This window comes from Paraburkholderia sp. SIMBA_030 (assembly GCF_046535245.1).
In the GTDB taxonomy this organism is placed as follows: Bacteria; Pseudomonadota; Gammaproteobacteria; order Burkholderiales; family Burkholderiaceae; genus Paraburkholderia.
Map to the genome: position 1 here is coordinate 138,206 of NZ_JAWRXB010000018.1, position 17,559 is coordinate 155,764.

13 protein-coding genes and 2 pseudogenes are annotated in these 17,559 nt (G+C 61.4%); 9 read left to right on the forward strand and 6 right to left on the reverse strand.

What is annotated here, in order from left to right; genetic code table 11:
• Window positions 1–98: 98 nt before the first annotated feature.
• The 3 genes from SB772_RS28125 to SB772_RS28135 form a co-directional block, all read right to left on the reverse strand.
• A complete protein-coding gene (locus SB772_RS28125) occupies window positions 99–1,217 on the reverse strand; it encodes a 3-deoxy-7-phosphoheptulonate synthase (protein WP_410836442.1) in 1,119 nt (372 codons plus the stop codon).
• A gap of 118 nt (window positions 1,218–1,335) precedes the next feature.
• The gene (locus tag SB772_RS28130) at window positions 1,336–2,139 is read right to left on the reverse strand and encodes a DUF72 domain-containing protein (protein WP_410836443.1); all 804 of its coding nucleotides are present in this window, start codon (window positions 2,137–2,139) and stop codon (window positions 1,336–1,338) included.
• A 981-nt stretch (window positions 2,140–3,120) separates the two neighbouring features.
• A complete protein-coding gene (locus tag SB772_RS28135; protein WP_410836444.1) occupies window positions 3,121–3,888 on the reverse strand; it encodes a TetR/AcrR family transcriptional regulator in 768 nt (255 codons plus the stop codon).
• Window positions 3,889–4,163: 275 nt separating this feature from the next.
• On the opposite strand from SB772_RS28135, the gene SB772_RS28140 reads away from it, so the two are divergent.
• The 4 genes from SB772_RS28140 (at window position 4,164) to SB772_RS28155 (ending at window position 9,950) form a co-directional block, all read left to right on the forward strand.
• Window positions 4,164–5,345, forward strand: coding sequence for an isovaleryl-CoA dehydrogenase (locus SB772_RS28140; RefSeq protein ID WP_410836445.1), 1,182 nt, complete (start codon window positions 4,164–4,166; stop codon window positions 5,343–5,345).
• A gap of 71 nt (window positions 5,346–5,416) precedes the next feature.
• Window positions 5,417–7,024 carry a carboxyl transferase domain-containing protein gene (locus SB772_RS28145; RefSeq protein ID WP_410836446.1) on the forward strand — a complete coding sequence of 536 codons (1,608 nt, stop codon included), beginning with the start codon at window positions 5,417–5,419 and terminating at the stop codon, window positions 7,022–7,024.
• Between the two features lie 28 nt (window positions 7,025–7,052).
• Window positions 7,053–7,838: an enoyl-CoA hydratase/isomerase family protein gene (locus SB772_RS28150; RefSeq protein ID WP_410836447.1), complete on the forward strand. Its 786-nt coding sequence runs from the start codon at window positions 7,053–7,055 to the stop codon at window positions 7,836–7,838.
• 84 nt (window positions 7,839–7,922) lie between these two features.
• Window positions 7,923–9,950 carry an acetyl/propionyl/methylcrotonyl-CoA carboxylase subunit alpha gene (locus SB772_RS28155; RefSeq protein WP_410836448.1) on the forward strand — a complete coding sequence of 676 codons (2,028 nt, stop codon included), beginning with the start codon at window positions 7,923–7,925 and terminating at the stop codon, window positions 9,948–9,950.
• A gap of 9 nt (window positions 9,951–9,959) precedes the next feature.
• Here SB772_RS28155 and SB772_RS28160 read toward each other — a convergent pair whose 3' ends face one another.
• Window positions 9,960–10,751, reverse strand: a complete 792-nt coding sequence (locus SB772_RS28160) for a phosphate/phosphite/phosphonate ABC transporter substrate-binding protein (protein WP_410836449.1) — start codon at window positions 10,749–10,751, stop codon at window positions 9,960–9,962.
• A 224-nt stretch (window positions 10,752–10,975) separates the two neighbouring features.
• On the opposite strand from SB772_RS28160, the gene SB772_RS28165 reads away from it, so the two are divergent.
• Both SB772_RS28165 and phoU read left to right on the forward strand, forming a co-directional pair.
• The gene (locus SB772_RS28165) at window positions 10,976–11,887 is read left to right on the forward strand and encodes a CHAD domain-containing protein (RefSeq protein ID WP_410836450.1); all 912 of its coding nucleotides are present in this window, start codon (window positions 10,976–10,978) and stop codon (window positions 11,885–11,887) included.
• Between the two features lie 422 nt (window positions 11,888–12,309).
• Window positions 12,310–13,005: a phosphate signaling complex protein PhoU gene (phoU, locus tag SB772_RS28170; protein ID WP_410836490.1), complete on the forward strand. Its 696-nt coding sequence runs from the start codon at window positions 12,310–12,312 to the stop codon at window positions 13,003–13,005.
• 21 nt (window positions 13,006–13,026) lie between these two features.
• Here phoU and SB772_RS28175 read toward each other — a convergent pair whose 3' ends face one another.
• Complete coding sequence (locus tag SB772_RS28175; protein ID WP_410836451.1) at window positions 13,027–15,507, reverse strand: phospholipase D-like domain-containing protein; 2,481 nt, start codon at window positions 15,505–15,507, stop codon at window positions 13,027–13,029.
• 103 nt (window positions 15,508–15,610) lie between these two features.
• Here SB772_RS28175 and SB772_RS28180 point away from each other — a divergent pair.
• The 3 genes and pseudogenes from SB772_RS28180 to SB772_RS28190 form a co-directional block, all read left to right on the forward strand.
• Window positions 15,611–16,072: pseudogene (locus SB772_RS28180) on the forward strand (SDR family NAD(P)-dependent oxidoreductase); the annotation flags it as partial.
• Between the two features lie 62 nt (window positions 16,073–16,134).
• Window positions 16,135–16,497, forward strand: a pseudogene (locus SB772_RS28185) (SDR family NAD(P)-dependent oxidoreductase); the annotation flags it as partial.
• A gap of 82 nt (window positions 16,498–16,579) precedes the next feature.
• Entirely contained in the window at window positions 16,580–16,894 is a 315-nt protein-coding gene (locus tag SB772_RS28190) for an SDR family NAD(P)-dependent oxidoreductase (RefSeq protein WP_410836491.1), read from the forward strand.
• A gap of 97 nt (window positions 16,895–16,991) precedes the next feature.
• Here SB772_RS28190 and SB772_RS28195 read toward each other — a convergent pair whose 3' ends face one another.
• Window positions 16,992–17,360 carry a cupin domain-containing protein gene (locus SB772_RS28195; RefSeq protein ID WP_410836452.1) on the reverse strand — a complete coding sequence of 123 codons (369 nt, stop codon included), beginning with the start codon at window positions 17,358–17,360 and terminating at the stop codon, window positions 16,992–16,994.
• Window positions 17,361–17,559 lie beyond the last annotated feature (199 nt).

Below are 17,559 nucleotides of genomic sequence, written 5' to 3' on the forward strand. Positions count from 1 at the left end.
GAACAACGCGCAGCCCAACCCCGGTGACATAGGCAATCGGCGGTTGGTGCGGCGCGTGCGGTGCTTATAGTGCGCTCCTGGTGCTTGCCTTGCTGCGATCAGCCCGCGCGCCGTTGCCGGGTTGCTTCGGCCAGCGCTTCGAGCGCCGGTTCGGTTTGCGCCCAGCTGACGCACGCGTCGGTAATCGACACGCCGTGGCGCAACGGCACACCCGCCTTCAGATCCTGACGGCCTTCTTCCAGATGACTTTCCAGCATGACGCCGGTGATGCGGTGCTCGCGCTGCGATAGTTGCCGTGCGATATCCTGCACCACATCCAGTTGACGCAAGTGCGACTTGCCCGAGTTCGCGTGCGAACAGTCGATCATGACCTGCTCGCGCAACCCTGCTGATTTGAGTGCCGCGCAGCTTGCTTCGACCGATGCGCTGTCGTAATTCGGACCTTTCTTGCCGCCGCGCAGAATCACGTGGGCGTCGTCGTTGCCGCGCGTCTCGAAGATGGCGGCCATGCCCATCTTGGTCATACCCATGAACGCGTGACTCGCGCGTGCTGCGACGATTGCATCCGCGGCGATTTGCACGCCGCCGTCCGTGCCGTTCTTGAAACCGATCGGGCAGCTCAGTCCCGATGCAAGCTGCCGATGACTCTGACTCTCGGTCGTGCGCGCGCCGATAGCGCCCCACGCGATCAGGTCCGCGATGTATTGCGGGCTCAGCAGGTCGAGAAATTCGGTGGCGGTCGGCAGGCCGAGGCCGTTGATGTCCAGCAGCAGTTGCCGGGCGAGGCGCAGGCCTTCGTTGATGTGGAAGCTGCCGTCGAGGCGCGGGTCGTTGATATAGCCTTTCCAGCCCACTGTCGTGCGCGGTTTTTCAAAGTAGACCCGCATTACGATCAGCAGATCGTTCTTGTACGTGTCGGCGGCCTTCTTGAGCAGATGTGCGTATTCGATCGCCTGATCGTGGTCATGGATCGAGCAGGGACCGATGATCATCACGAGGCGGTCGTCGCGGCCGTGCAGGATATCGGCGATCGCCGCACGGCTTTCCTCGACAAGCGTCTGGACGGCGAGCGGGACGGGCAGTTCATCCTGCAACAAGGCAGGGGAAATGAGCGGACGTACCGCGCCGATACGAACGTCGTCGATGCGCGTGGTGTCCTGGGTGGCGTCGGCAGAGCCGACTTCCTGATCGTGCAGAGGATTGTCGATACCGCTCAAAATGTTCTCCCGGGCCTTGATGATGAGATGTGGATGCCTGCAGGCCTGATGCCTGTTCGTTGCCGGGATTATGACACTCGTGCGGTGTTATCGGGCCGTGGCGCGTCGGCGCCTGTTGTCAGAGGCGCTTGATGAGCGCCATCGCGGCCGCCGGATTGCGTTCCTTGAAGCCGCTGATGATGTACAGGTAGACGTCTCGTGCCGTGGTTTTCCCGGGTGCTTCGGCTGATGTTTCCAGGTCTTCCGGTGTTTTGCCTGCGGCGAGTTGGCGGGCGCGCTCGGCCCATGCGTCGAGGGCTTGAGTCGAATAGCCTTTGGCGTGTTTGTCTGTTGTGCCCATGATGCGGGCGTAGACGAATGGCGCGGTGATGTCCGCGATTTGCGGGTAGTCGCTGTCGCCGGCCAGCACGATTGCTACCTGGTATTTTTTTGCTAGCGCGATGAATTCCGGGGTTTTGAAGCTTTCGTGGCGGACCTCGATGGCGTGCCTCAGTTTTTGACCTTCGATGCTTTGCGGCAGCAGTGTCAGGAAAGCTTCGAAGTCCTCTTTGTCGAATTTTTTTGTCGGCGCGAATTGCCAGTTTATGGGGCCCAGTTTCTGTTTGAGTAGCAGTACGCCGCTGGCGAAGAAGCGTTCGATTGTTTCATTGGCGTCCGCGAGGATTTTTCTGTTGGTCGCGTAGCGAGGGGCTTTTAGGGAGAAGACGAAGTCTTCGGGGGTTTCCTGATACCACTTCTCGTAGCTCGAGGGCTTTTGCAAGCCGTAAAAGGTGCCGTTGATTTCTATCGAAGTGAGGTTTTGGCTCGCGTATTGCAGCTCGCGGGTTTGTGTCAGGTCTGATGGGTAGAAGGTGCCGCGCCAGGGGGCGTAGGTCCAGCCGCCTATGCCGATTCTGATAGTTGGTTTTTTTGCCGTTGGCATGGGGGCTCCTGGGGTTTTTTTGCTGCACCGGGGAGGGGATAGATTAGCGGATTTTTTTGCCTGTGCGGCGCTTTGGTTGTTGTGCTTGCGGTGGTGGCCTTTCCTTGATTTGTTAGTGGTCTATTAGGTGGTGGCCTTTCCCTGATTTGTTAGTGGTCTATTAGCGTTCCCCCTGTGCGGGGGGGCACCTACTTTTCTTTGCCGGCCGCAAAGAAAAGTAGGCAAAAGAAAGCGGCTTCACACCGCTAATTCTTAAGCGGGTCCCCTGGCTTGGAGGAGGTAGTGGAGCATCTGGAATCGGTGTTCTCGCACACTCCGCGCGGGTGACAAGGCAGTCATCCTTCCGGCGGCGCTGCGCGCGCCGTGGCGGTACTTCACAACACCGATAGCGGATTGGCGCCTCCGGCATCATTCTTCCCGCCTCGCACTACGTGCGCCGCGGGCGGGTCTGCCAGGGAAACCAGTGGCTTCGTTTGCGCATGGTGGGGGCCATCGGCTTCGCCTCGGCGAGGCGCCGGATTGTGGAAGTGCGGGTCACTTCGCCAAACTAAATGCAGCCGCGAATTACAAGCCACCTCGCCGAACAAAACGCAGCCGCGAATTACGCCAGCACAGCAAAGGCAAGCCGTTACGCTTGAACAGCCGCAGGCACCGGACGTGCCCAAGGGGCCCAACGAACCCGGCGGGTTTGTGAAGTACCGCCACGGCGCGCGTAGCGCCGCCGGAAGTATGACGGCCTTGTCACCAGCGCGGAGTGTGCGAGAACACCGATTCCAGATGCTCCACTACCTCCTCCAAGCCAGGGGCCCCGCTTAAAAGCTGGCGGTGTGAGCCGCTTTCTTTTGCCTACTTTTCTTTGCGGCCGGCAAAGAAAAGTAGGTGCCCCCCCGCACAGGGGGAATGCTAATAGACCACTAACAAAACAAGGAAAGGCCACCACCGCAGGCACACAGAAACAAAGCGCCGCACAGGCAAAAAAAACTATTCCGAGTCTTCAACCTTCCGCGCATTGCACACCCCAAAGCGCGCTTCCTTCGCAGAAGATTCCTCAAACCGCCTCGTGGCCTCTGCCACTTCCAGTCGAAACTGTTGCAAAGCACTAACCGCCACATCCGGCGGCATGAGCGCCGTCCACAGCACATCGATCAACTGATCCGCGGTAGCGTCAATATCGATATGCCGATTCGCCAGCGTAGCGTCCCACAGCACATGTTCCATCGGCCCAAACACCAACGAGCGAAGCAACCTCAACGGCATATCGGATCGGATCTGCCCCGTTTCCTGCCCCTGTGCCAACACCCGCATCAGCGGCGCGGTATACCGGCGCTGCAACTCGGTCAGCGCCTCACTCAGCTCATGATGCCGCGCCCGGCCCTCCGACAAAACCAAAGCACACAGGTCTGTGCCGTTGACCAGCATCAATCGCAAATGCGTCCGCACAATGAAAGCAAACTGCTGGCGCACACTGCCATCGCGCGGCAAGCCAGACTCGATCGCTTCAATAATCTCGTCATACCAGTCGCCAATCACGCGCGCGCATAACTCCCGCTTGCCGCGGAAATAACTGAACACGGTCGCCTCGGAAATGCCCAGGCGCTGCGCAATCTCCGCCGTCGTCGCGCGCTCGTATCCCCGCTCGGAGAACACCTCGCGTCCCGCCTGCAGAATCTCCTTCACGCGCTGCTGCGACTTGCGCCCGGCCGGCTGGCGGCGTGAGGCAGGTAACTCCGCCTTCAAGGCAACCGTCATATGAGTAAAGTTCAGATTTATGAGGCAAATCGCCCCGATAAGGTGGATCCTATCACGGCTGAGCACCGATAAACGCTCAAAAGAAAATTTCTGAGTAACACTCAAAAATATCTATTGACGCTTACGTAAATCTAGCGTGAAATGCACCCTGAACGTTTCGCGCTTCGTGCGTGACGATGGTGGCGGCCAACAAGGCCGCACCGTCCGCTGAGCCGCACTCAGACACGCCGGCGCCCGCCATGGCCGGCCGCCAACGAAATTCTGGAGACACAGCAATGAGTAACCTGCCCGGTTTGCAATTCCCGCTCGGCGAAGAAATCGAAATGCTGCGTGACAGCATCGCGGGTTTCGCGGCCAAAGAAATCGCCCCGCGTGCCGCGGAAATCGATCGTACGGATCAATTCCCCATGGACCTGTGGCGCAAATTCGGCGATCTGGGCGTGCTCGGCATGACGGTCGCGGAGGAATACGGCGGCGCGAACATGGGCTACACGGCGCACATGATCGCGATGGAAGAAATCTCGCGCGCGTCGGCGTCGGTCGGTCTGTCGTATGGCGCGCACTCGAATCTGTGCGTCAACCAGATTCATCGCAACGGCACGGAGGCGCAAAAGCAGAAGTACTTGCCGAAGCTGGTCTCGGGCGAACACGTCGGCGCGCTCGCCATGAGCGAGCCGAACGCGGGTTCGGACGTCGTCAGCATGAAACTGCGCGCGGACAGGAAGGGCGACCACTACGTGCTCAACGGCACCAAGATGTGGATCACCAACGGCCCGGATTGCGACACGCTGGTCGTGTACGCCAAAACCGATCTCGAAGCGAATTCGCGCGGCATCACGGCGTTTATCGTCGAGAAGGGCATGAAGGGCTTCTCGGTCGCGCAAAAGCTCGACAAGCTCGGCATGCGCGGCTCGCATACCGGCGAACTGGTGTTCCAGGACGTCGAAGTGCCTGAAGAAAATATCCTCGGTCAGTTGAACGGCGGCGCGAAAGTGTTGATGAGCGGTCTCGACTACGAGCGCGCCGTGCTCGCCGGCGGCCCGACCGGCATCATGGTCGCGGTCATGGATGCAGTCGTGCCGTATATCCACGACCGCAAACAGTTCGGTCAGCCGATCGGCGAGTTCCAGCTGATTCAAGGCAAGGTCGCCGATATGTACACCACGCTGCAGGCGTGCCGCGCGTATCTGTATGCCGTTGGCCGTCAACTCGACACGCTCGGCAAGGAACACGTGCGCCAGGTGCGTAAAGACTGCGCGGGCGTGATTCTCTACACCGCCGAAAAAGCCACGTGGATGGCCGGCGAAGCCATCCAGATTCTCGGCGGCAACGGCTATATCAACGAGTATCCGGTCGGCCGTCTGTGGCGCGATGCGAAGCTCTATGAAATCGGCGCGGGCACCAGTGAAATCCGTCGCATGCTGATCGGCCGCGAACTGTTCGCCGAAACCGCCTGATCGACAACACGGCGTAACAGCGCTGTCTCAGTGCTGGCCCATAAGAAAGCGGCTAACAGGAGAGCCACGCAATGCCGATCATCGAATCAAAGCTGAATCCGCGCTCGGACGATTTCCGCGCCAATGCGGCGGCGCTCGAAGCGCTGGTCGCCGATCTTCGCGCGAAGATCGAGAAGCTCGCGCTAGGCGGCGGGCAAGCTGCGCGCGACAAACATACGGGCCGCGGCAAACTGCTGCCGCGCGATCGCATCGAGAAACTGCTCGATCCGGGCACGCCGTTTCTCGAATTCTCGCAACTCGCGGCCTATGGCATGTACCACAACGATGCGCCGGGCGCGGGTGTGATCACCGGCATCGGCCGGATCGCGGGGCAGGAGTGCGTGATCGTCTGCAATGACGCGACGGTCAAGGGCGGCACGTACTATCCGGTCACCGTCAAAAAGCACGTGCGCGCGCAGGAAATCGCCGCGGAAAATCATCTGCCGTGCGTGTATCTGGTCGACTCGGGCGGCGCCAATCTGCCGAATCAGGACGACGTGTTCCCCGATCGCGACCACTTCGGCCGCATCTTCTATAACCAGGCGAATCTGTCGGCGGCGGGTATTCCGCAGATCGCCGTCGTGATGGGTTCGTGCACCGCGGGCGGCGCCTATGTCCCCGCCATGAGCGACGAGTCGATCATCGTCAAAAATCAGGGGACGATTTTTCTCGGCGGCCCGCCGCTCGTCAAAGCCGCAACCGGCGAAGTGGTGAGCGCGGAAGACCTCGGCGGCGGCGACGTGCATACGCGTCTGTCGGGCGTGGTCGACCATCTCGCGCAAAACGACGCGCACGCGTTGGCGATCGCGCGCAGCATCGTCGGCAATCTGAATCGCACGAAGCAGGTGCCGGTGGCGTTGCAGGAACCGAAGCCGCCGCGCTACGACGTGAAGAGCATGTACGGCGTGATTCCAGTCGACACGCGCAAGCCGTTCGATATCCGTGAAGTGATCGCGCGCATCGTCGACGATTCCGCCTTCGACGAATTCAAAGCCCGCTACGGCACCACGCTCGTGACCGGCTTCGCGCATATCTGGGGGCATCCGGTCGGCATCATTGCGAACAACGGCATTCTGTTTTCGGAATCGGCGCTCAAAGGCACGCACTTCATCGAACTGTGCTGCCAGCGCAAGATTCCGCTGGTGTTCCTGCAGAACATCACCGGCTTCATGGTGGGCCGCAAATACGAAAACGAAGGCATCGCGCGTAACGGCGCGAAGATGGTAACGGCCGTGGCGACGGCGAAAGTGCCGAAGTTCACGGTGATCATCGGCGGCTCGTTCGGGGCGGGCAACTACGGCATGTGCGGCCGCGCGTATTCGCCGCGCTTCCTGTGGATGTGGCCGAACGCGCGCATCTCGGTGATGGGCGGCGAGCAGGCCGCCTCGGTGCTGGCCACCGTCAAGCGCGACGGTATCGAAGGCAAGGGCGGCTCGTGGAGCGCCGAAGAGGAAGAGGCATTCAAGCAGCCGATTCGCGATCAATACGAGCATCAGGGCCACCCGTACTACGCGAGCGCGCGTCTGTGGGACGATGGCGTGATCGACCCGGCGCAAACGCGCGACGTACTCGGTCTCGCCCTCTCGGCAACCATGAACGCACCGATCGAAGACACGCGTTTCGGCGTGTTCAGAATGTGACGATGCGCTGAGCGCAGGAGCCTGAACCATGCAATACGAAACGCTGGATGTCGCGTTTAGCGGTCAGATCGCCACGGTCACGCTGAATCGTCCGGAGGTGCGCAACGCGTTCAACGAAACGATGATCGCCGAGGTGAACTCGGCCTTCACCGCCTTGAACGGTCGCGACGACGTGCGCGCGGTCGTGCTGGCCGCGAACGGCAAAGCGTTCTGCGCAGGCGCCGATCTGAACTGGATGAAGAAAATGGCCGGTTATTCCGACGAGGAGAACCGCGCCGATGCGATGCTGCTGGCGAACATGCTGTCGTCGATCTATCGCTGCAACAAGCCGGTGATCGCGCGTGTGAACGGCGATGCCTACGCGGGCGGCATGGGGTTGATCTCGGCGTGCGATATCGTCGTCGCCGTGGACAGCGCGCGTTTTTGCCTGTCGGAAGCGCGTCTCGGCCTGATTCCCGCGACGATCGCGCCGTACGTGATTCGCGCGCTGGGCGAGCAGGCTTCGCGCCGCTACTTCACGACCGCCGAGCAGTTCGATTGCGCGACGGCGTTCCGGTTGGGACTGGTGAGCGAAGCGGTGAGCACCGGGCAACTCGATGCAACGGTCCAGCACATCGCGGACACGCTCTGCGCGAACGGTCCACAAGCGGTACGTGCGTGCAAACAACTCGTGCAGGACATCGCAGGCCATGAGCTGAACGATGCAATGATCGAAGACACCGCAGCGCGCATCGCGCGCACGCGTGCCGGTGCGGAAGGCCGCGAAGGCGTCGCGTCGTTCCTCGAAAAACGCTCGCCGTCGTGGCGCAACTGAAGCGCGTCAGCACAGATTCCAGGGCGCTTGCAGGCCTTCACCAGAACAACAGTCCCAGAACGCGACACCTCATCGAGACATCTCATGTTCAACAAGATCCTGATTGCCAACCGGGGCGAGATTGCGTGCCGCGTCGCGGCAACCTGCAAGCGGCTCGGCATCGCGAGCGTGGCCGTGTATTCCGATGCGGACGCCAACGCGAAGCACGTCGCCGCCTGCGACGAAGCGGTGCATATCGGCGGCTCGACGGCGGCGGAAAGTTATCTGCGCGTCGAACGCATCATCGAGGCCGCGCGCGCCACCGGCGCACAAGCGGTGCATCCGGGCTACGGCTTCCTGTCGGAAAACGAAGACTTCGCGCATGCGTGCGAACTCGCGGGTATCGTCTTCATCGGACCGCCGGTCGAAGCGATTGCCGCGATGGGTTCGAAAGCCGCGGCGAAGGCGCTGATGCATGCCGCGGCCGTGCCGCTCGTGCCGGGCTATCACGGCGACGATCAGGATGCGCAGTTGCTGCATCGTGAGGCTGACGCGATTGGCTACCCGGTGCTGTTGAAAGCAAGCGCGGGCGGCGGTGGCAAAGGCATGCGCGTGGTCGAGCGCAGCGCAGATTTCGTCGCCGCGCTGGCCTCTTGCAAGCGCGAAGCGGCGAGCAGCTTCGGTAACGATCGCGTGCTGATCGAGAAGTATCTGACGCGGCCGCGTCACGTGGAAGTGCAGGTGTTCGCGGACCGTCATGGCGGCGCGGTCTATCTGTTCGATCGCGATTGCTCGGTGCAGCGGCGTCACCAGAAAGTGCTGGAAGAAGCGCCGGCGCCGGGCCTGTCGGCTGAAATCAAGCGCGAGATGGGCGAAGCGGCCGTGGCCGCGGCGCGCGCTGTGAATTACGTCGGTGCGGGGACGGTCGAGTTCATCATGACCGGCACCGGCGATTTCTACTTCATGGAAATGAACACGCGCTTGCAGGTCGAGCATCCGGTCACGGAAATGGTGACGGGGCAGGATCTGGTCGAATGGCAACTGCGCGTCGCCGCGGACGAACCGCTGCCGCTCACGCAGCAACAAATCACGATCGACGGTCATGCCATCGAAGCGCGTATTTACGCCGAGCATCCGGCGCGCGGCTTCTTGCCGTCGACGGGTACGCTCAAGTATCTGCGCATGCCGGAAGGCGTCGAGTTCAGCATCAGTGCGGCGGGCTCAGGTGACCCGGACCGCAAAGCGCCGGTACGCATCGACAGCGGCGTGCGCGAAGGCGACACGATCACGCCGTTCTACGATCCGATGATCGCCAAGCTGATCGTCCACGGCGCGACGCGTGAGGAAGCGCTGGCGCGTCTGAATCGCGCGCTGCGTGCCTGCGAAGTGGTCGGGCCGCACACCAACGTCGAGTTCCTGCAACGCATCGTCACGAGCGAGCCGTTTGCGACCGGCGACCTCGACACAGGTTTGATCGAGCGGCATCACGATGCGCTGTTCGCGCCCGTGAAAAAACCATTCAAGGAAGCGCTGGCGCTCGTCTGCGCCGCATTGTTGACGCGCGAAGGCGGCACCGCGCACGGTGCTTCGCCGTGGGATGCGCTGTCGCACTGGCGCCTGAACAGCGGCTACACGCAAACGCTCGGCTGGCGCAATGTCGACAATGACAATGCTTTCACGGTGACCTTCGCGCGCGACGGCAGCACGCAAACGCTCGAACACGACGGCGTGCGCGAGGACTTCAACTGGTCGGGCGGCGCGGGCCTGCATGAATTCCGCGCGACGATCGGCGATGCGCGAGCGACAGGCCGCGTATTCGTCGACGGCGATACCTTCCACGTCTTTTGCCTCGGCGCAGCACTCGAGTTCGAATGGCAGAACCTGCTCGCGCATGCGGCGGATGCAGAAGGCGGCGAAGGCCGCCTGACCGCGCCGATGCCGGGCAAAGTCATCGCGGTGCTGGTCGAACCGGGCACCGTGGTGGAAAAGGGCACGCCGCTGATCGTGATGGAAGCGATGAAGATGGAGCACACGATCGGTGCTCCGGCGGCGGGTACGGTGTCGGAAGTGCTGTATGCGGTCGGCGATCAGGTTGCAGATGGGGCGCAGCTTCTGGTGCTGAACGTGGAATAACGGCGAGGCTCAGGCGAGGCGCGGATAGCCAACGGCTTGCGCTTCGTTTTCGAGTTGTGTGATGCGGTCGTAGTCGGAAAGCGATAACGAAGAAAAACCCTTCAAACGCAGGCGTTTTGTGCAAGCAGGTAGTGCCGACAGCGCATTGTTCAGAGACTTGCGCAGTGCTTCGATCGTCGCCGAAGGCACGGTGTTGGAAGCAATCAACGGCAAACCCGGCGACAAAGCCGTCACACCGATCTGTCGCACTTTCCCCGCCAGTTCCGGCAATTCATCGCAGATAAAAGCGAACGTCAGGCAATCGATCGCGGCGATGTCCGCGCGATTGTCCACCACTGCTCGCAACGAGCCGAGATGCGAACCGGTGTGCAGGATAGCGCTAAAAAATGCCCCGCTAAGCGCAAGCGGCGCCACCGCGTGCCGGAACACATTCATGCCGCTATTCGAATCGTCCTGATTGCAGGCAGCGCATGCGCCACGGCAGTCCGCCAGCGAATCGAACGGCGCGTCCGCTCGCGTCACCAGCACGCTTGAATAAAGCGCGCCGTCACAACCCGGCGCGTCGAATTGCGGCGTCGCGATCAATTGCACATTCTCGCGCAAGCCATGCATCAGCGGATAGCCGCACGTCTGCGAGATCAGCAGATCGGGGCGTCGCCACAGCGCGTGCAGATCGTCATCCGGCTCTACGATGCGACACGCGGGTTCGACCGCCCGCAACACATCACCGAGCCACTCGCGCCAAACAGAGGCGAGGGCGGGCGTCACGTTGTACATCGGCAGGGTGGCAATCCAGGTCATGCAGGGGATTTTGACATATCGGATCCTTACGCGAGCATCTACATCGCAGCATGGCACTTGGGCAAAATGCCGCGTTTCCATTGGCCTCGGGGCGCCTGCGTTGTAGGATTAAAATATGGAGGCAATCGCTGCACCGAGTCCATGCACGACATGGGTTCTTCTGCGCGCAGTTAACAGCGTTGCTCTGTCCCAGTCCACCTCGCGGTCACAAGGCGCTCGCGGAAATGAGTTCCCACCCTCTAGTCACTGCAACGGAAGAAACAGCCGACCCAAGCGCGCCCTCCGATCGTGCCCGCGCAGGGCCGATAAAGTGTGAAACGCCGGTTGCCGACGCGTTTCTGCTTCTGGCTGCATCGACTGCTCATGATGCGATACAGCGAGTACGTAAGCTGGATTCGAAAGCCGACCCCGAGATTTTGCACAAACTTCGCGTCGCGTTACGCAGGTTGCGCTCGCTTTGGTGGGCATATGAACCGCTGCTCGACAAAAAGGACGCGAAATTTCAGCGTAGCGAGTTCAAGTCTCTGGCCGACGCTGCCGGCAAAACGCGAAACTGGGACGTCTTGCGCGATCTGCTCGCCGCCGACCCATCGACGAAGCACTCGTTTGCAGCACTTATCCAGTTGGTCGACGAACACCGGGCCGACGCGCTGTCGTTCAGCCGGAGGGCGATTGCAAATGCCGGCGTAGAGCAGATACTGGCGCGCGCGCTGGCAGGCGCCCGGCACCAACTGGATACGCGCGCCACCAGTCCGTCCCTTACTGCTTTTGCTGAAGAGCGTGTGAAACTGGCTGAGAAAGCCTTGAAAAAAAGAGTAGAACGCGCAGCATCGCAAAACGACGTAGCCTACGCCGTACTCCATGAAGTGCGCATTGCGGGAAAAAAACTGCGATATCTACTGGAGTTCTTTTCACCGGTCCTGGATGGCAGCCATCAGGCCGCGATCGAGCGTTTGAGCGGGGTGCAGGACGAACTGGGGAAGCTGAACGACCTGGTAACGAGCGAAACCCTGCTGCGGGAATATGCAGATCAGTTGGGCGAGCCGAAGCATGTCAAGGAAGCGGTCAGGTATCTGCAAGACCGGAAATCGCATCGCATGCGCAAAGTGCACGAGATATTGCGCACGGTATGCTAACCGTTCAGCCGCCGACCCGCACCAACCCGCAGTGTGGGTTATCTCCCGGCGGACTTTCGTTTCTTCGATTCTGCTCGGCGTGACAGATCGGTGAGCAGCCACTTTGCCACGACCTCGGGCCCATTCATGCCGTAGTCGGCAAACCCGCGAATGCCGGGACCCTGAAAAGTCTGACCGTCGAAAAGACGGGGCCATAACAGTAGGGTGGCGTCGCCAATGCCGTAGTGAAAACACCTTAAAACTGTATATACTGTTTGTATTGTTTTATTGATCGGAAGATGACCGTGAACGAGGCCGGCATCAGGAAGCCGCCGAGGCGAAACCGGTTTCGACCACGGGCGCAAAACAGAAGCGCGCTGTCGCATTGCGCGCTATCAATAGCTGAGGGTTGCGTCACGCGCGACTTGATGCGAGGAGCGAAGATGTCGGATAAGCATCTCTCCAGCAGGTTTGACGTCGACCTCAACCTGCTGCTTACCAGGTTGCTCGAAATGGGCGGTCTGGTCGAGGCGCAGATTGCGCGCGCGATGGAGGCACTGAACGCGTTCGATCTGACACTTATCGAGCAGGTCCTCGAGAGTGAACGACGGCTCAACGTGATGGAAATTGAAATCGACGAAGAAGTGAGCAACATCATCGTTCGTCGACAACCCACCGCTCGCGACCTGCGACTCCTGATGGCCGTCTCGAAGTGCATCACCAACCTCGAGCGTGCCGGCGACGAGGCTCGGAAGATTGCGAAACGAACCCGCCGCATTGACGAAAAACATGTGGGGTTGACCGTCAACATCGCTGAAATCAAGGCCTCCGGCGAAATGGCCGCAGATATTCTTCGCCGGGCGCTGGATGCCTTTGCGCGCATGGATACCGTTGCGGCAGCGCAAATTGTCCGGGACGACGAAGCGATCGATAACGCGTTCGCGGCCTTCGTGCGCAAGCTCATCACGTCCATGATGGAAGACCCGCGGACAATCCCGGTGGGGCTCGACTACCTGTTCATAGCGAAAGCCATCGAGCGTATCGGCGATCACGCGACCAACATTGCCGAGTTTGTCGTCTACGTTGTGAAGGGTACCGACGTTCGCCACACGCCCCGGGAGCAGATCGAGCGTTCCTGAAAAGTATCCGCGTCCGCCTGCTCAACTCCCCACCGGTGACGCAAGATAATCCCAGTCGTGCAGGAAGATCTGTTCGAAATAAGCCGCGGCATCGGCGTTGTGGATGATCAGTCCTGCGTCGCGATTGCGCAGCGTGCCATCCGCCGACCAGTTCTGGCTGCTGACCATCACGACGCTTCCGTCGACGACGATGCCCTTGTTATGAACGTTTGCCTGGCGCCGCAGTACGGACGAGGGGATGCCTGCTGCGACCAGCTTCTCGACCCACGCGTCGTTCTGGAACTGACTGGTAATCAGACGCACGTCGATCCCCCGGTCGATGAGCGCTTTCACGGCCGCGATCAATGCGTCATGCTGCGCATCGGCAGGATTTCCGCTCGGATGGATGTATTGAGTCTGCATGTAAAAGCGTCGCTGGGTGGACTCGATGAGCGCCTGCACATGCGGCTGATAGTTATCGGGCGTGAGTAGCGGCTGGATCTGGACGGTATCGGTGAGCGTCTTCGGGGCGAAGAACTGGCGCGGGGCCTTGCCGGCCGCGAGCGCTTCGATCGGCACGTCGAGGGCGGCGGCTCCATTCTCAGCTACGGCCATTCCCTGCTTCTGGGCCGCGACGATCGCGTTGTGAGAGACGGTGTAGTCGTGCTGCAGGAAAGCCCGAAACGTGTCCGCCAATGCCTTGCTGGTGACGATGACGTGCCAGTCCCGATCGTGGGTCGTGGCGAGCTTGCGTGCGGCCGTCACGTCCGATAGATCGATTTCCGGTTGATTGCTATTGTTCCAGTTGCCCGAAGAAAGCCAGAACGTATCGTCTTCGCGCACGGCAACCTTGATGTGATACGCGTTCGGATAGATCCAGACGGGGGCTTTCGGATCAGCGTTGGTGAGCGCCCAGGTGCCGGCGAAGTCGGCGCCGAGACCTGCCGACAGGTCAGCTTGCGTCTGTTCGTCCGTTTGATCGGCAGAAGGGTTCTTCGCCGGATGATCGAGCGTGAGCGTCAGTTTTTTGCCGCCGGCAAGCGCATTTTCGAGGGCGGTGAGAATGTGCGCCGAGGTGAAGTCGTACATGCCCACGACCAGTTCTTCGCGGATGCCCGCGATAAAACTCGATAGCTCAGTCCATCCCGCATCGGGGCTCGCGTGCAGGACGAGTGAAACTGGCGCGGTGACTGCGTCGAGACTCGCTTCAGGCGCGGGGGTGTACGGAATCTCTTCCTTACGCGCGCGTGCGACGGCAAAGGCAGTCAGCGGCACCGGCGAATTCGCGAGTGCGTTGCCTTGTCCGTCGAAAAAGACTTCGTCCGCAAAATCCGGTTGCCGGAGTTCGTGCCGTGCGCCGGCCAGCGCGAAATATCGCGCCGGGTCGAGCGTGCGCAGCGATTCCATCGGGCCGGCAGCGCGCACGTCGACGGGCACACCCTCGAACTGCTTCGGCAGCGAAGCGTCTACCGCGGCACGTTGGTCCGGCATCGTCGTAACGACGATGGCACGCGTGGCGCCGCTGGTCAGCGTCGACCATTGCAAGCCGCTCCGTACCGACAGGATGCCCGGTTGCCTGAAGGACTCGGCGTGCGCGTCGAGCATCGCTCGAATATTGATCGCCTGCGTGTCATGGGGTGCAGCGGTTGCGCCGGCTGGTCCACTCTTCACGCCGGCAAGCGCCGCGGCAAACAATGCCGCGCTGGTCGGCAAAGCGCTGGCGAACATCATGCGCCGGGCGTCGCGCCGGATCACGGCCGGTGCGCCTGCCTTGAGATGCGAGAGCGATCGTGAAAACGGCGTCAGGCTGTCGACGAAGCTGCGCAGGGAACGTCCACCCGTCAGCGAGCCGCTGCCGGGCTGGCCGGTCGCGAGGTCGACGATTTCGGGCGCGCCGAAATGCCGGACTTGCTGGAGTGTGTTGTTCCGCGGATTGAACCAGGTGAGGTAGCCGTTCGGCAGCACCTGGCGCGGACGGCTGATCCGGCCACTGAAACTGTACTGCGCGCCCGACGTGCCGGCGGGATCGAAATAGTGAGGCGTGTAGAAGTCCGAGACGAGCACGGTGTCGATCAGATAGGCGTTGCTGGCGTCCTCGGCTGGATCGCAGATCTCCACCAGGAATTCGACTTTGCCGTCGCTGTCCTGCACTTCGTTGTCGACTATCGCCACCGCATTGGCCGCGGTGAGCCGGTTACCGCTGGGATCGACCAGCATTTCAAGTACTTCGTGACTCGCCGACAGAGACCAGGTGTCGCCGGCAAGCACCACGGCGAACGGCTGGTTGTGCTCGGTCAGGTGAAAGCCGGCCGCGCCCGACTGAACTTCGTCCACGATGTAGACGGGCCAGACACCCGGATCGATATGGTCGGCCGATTCGAGGGCCATGACAGTGCCCGACACGCTCCAGATCGGGCCGAGATCGCGGCTGACCTGCAGATTGAGCGCCTGGGCGACGTGGACGACGTCGGTGTAAGGCACAGCGGCGGATTGCGAAACGATTCCAACGCGAGCGGTCAACATGGCATGTCTCCTTTGCTGGTTGTGCAGCAGCTGACACCCAGCGTGCCGCGCCGATATGGCGCGGCAATGACAGCAATGCGGAACGCATGAAGATGCTGGCGGTGAGACCAACACCTTCGGTACGATCGCATTGACGCAAGCGGTGCTGCCCCAGTTTCGGCAGCGCAAGGCCGGCGTCGTCGTGAACGTCACGTCGAGCGTGACGCTGAAGGCACTGCCCCTGATCGCCGCGTACCGCGCGAGCAAGGCAGCGGTGAACGCATTCACTGAGTCGATGGCGCTGGAGTTCGAGCAGTTCGGCGTGCGGGCGCGCCTGGTGCTGCCGGGCCGTGCGCCTGAGACCCGCTTCGGAGAGAACGCGCGCGCCCACATACACGGCTTCGACCACGAGGCCTATGCCGATCTCGTCAAGAACGTCCTCGCGCGGCTGGGGGATACGTCTGCCCCGATCACCCGTGCACAGGACGTCGCCGAAGCCGTGTGGCGCGCGGCAACCGACCCGTCATCACCGATGCGCATCCCGGCCGGCGCCGACGCCGAAGCATGGGCGACTGAGGTCCGTTGACCGACCGGCGCCACCGCCCTGAATTTCTGCGCGCTACTGCGCAATACGACAAGGAGATTGTCATGCATGACAAACCCGTCGCCCTGGTCACCGGGGCTAATCAAGGAATCGGTCTTCAGATTGCAAAGGATCTCGCGGCTCACGGCTTCACTGTGCTGGTCGGGTCGCGCAATCTCGAGCGCGGCGAGGCAGCAGCCAGGGAGGTTGGGCCGGACGCCCACGCGCTCCAGCTCGTTGTGACGGATCAGGCTTCGATCAAAGCCGCAGCGGAGCGCGTCCGGAACGAGTTTGGCCGCCTCGACGTGCTCATGCAGAACGCGGCCATCCCGAATACGAAAAAGCTGCCCGGGCAGTCCGTCGAGGAGTATGTGAAGACGACCCGCGCGAGCAACGTATCCCTCGAAGAAATGCGCGCGGTGTGGGACACCAACGTGTTCGGCGTTCTCGCCGTTTACCAGGCGATGCTGTCGCTCCTGCGCGAGACGCCGGGGCGCCCGCATCGTCGACGTGTCGAGCGGCGTTGGGTCGCTAACGGCGAACTCGGACCCTGCCTTTGCTTACCGCGCGATTTTTGGCCCCGTCTATCCAGCGTCCAAGACGGCTCTCAACGCTTTGACGATCGCCATGGCAATCGAGCTGGAGCCGGAGGGGATCAAGGTCAACGCCGTCTCCCCGGGCTTCACCAGGACGAACCTCAATGGATATGCGGGCACGCAGACTGTCGAGGAGGGCGCTCGCGAAGCGGTGCGCGTCGCGCTGCTGGGCCCGGACAGCCCCACAGGGACGTTCACGCGCTGGGAAAACGAAACGATCCCGTGGTGATGTAGGCTCGAGCGCCTGATCGAACGGATACGCGAAGGCGGTGCCGACAATCTGAAATCGTGATGCGTCCAGGCCTCGTCTACGGGAACGGCGGCAGCTATGACCTGCCCGGTCTCACCGAATCGAAAAGCTGATCGAGGTCGTACACGAGCAGGAACACGCACCCGGTCATGCTGCGGAACCCGCGCTCGACCGTTCCCGCTTCCGCCACTCCGACGCATCCACGCTCTAACGGTCTACCGTTCCAGGTCACTTCGCCCTCCAGGACATAGATGAACTCGGGGCCAGTATGAAGATGATCGGGAAAAGCCGTTCCGGGTGAAAACCTCACGAGCTGCATGGCGCGGCCGTTTGCCTTGCCCAGGTTTTTCACTTTAACGCCGTTCGCGAGCACCGACGGTATCCAGGGGACGTCGTTCGAATCGCTCCAGTGAAATTGTGGCACTGCCGATGGATCATTAGTCATATTGTGCCGCCTTGGCGGCGCTCCTCTGTTCAGCTCCAGGTGTCGATATTCCATGTCCTGGAACCCACCACCGAGACGGGCAGATACATGGAATCACGGTCACACGGAGCTTATAGGGCTTGTCTTGCGGTTTGGCGTTCAGCAGTAGCGCGTGGGTGAGCTTCATGGCGTTCTTTCCGATGGGTAACTTCCTTGAATT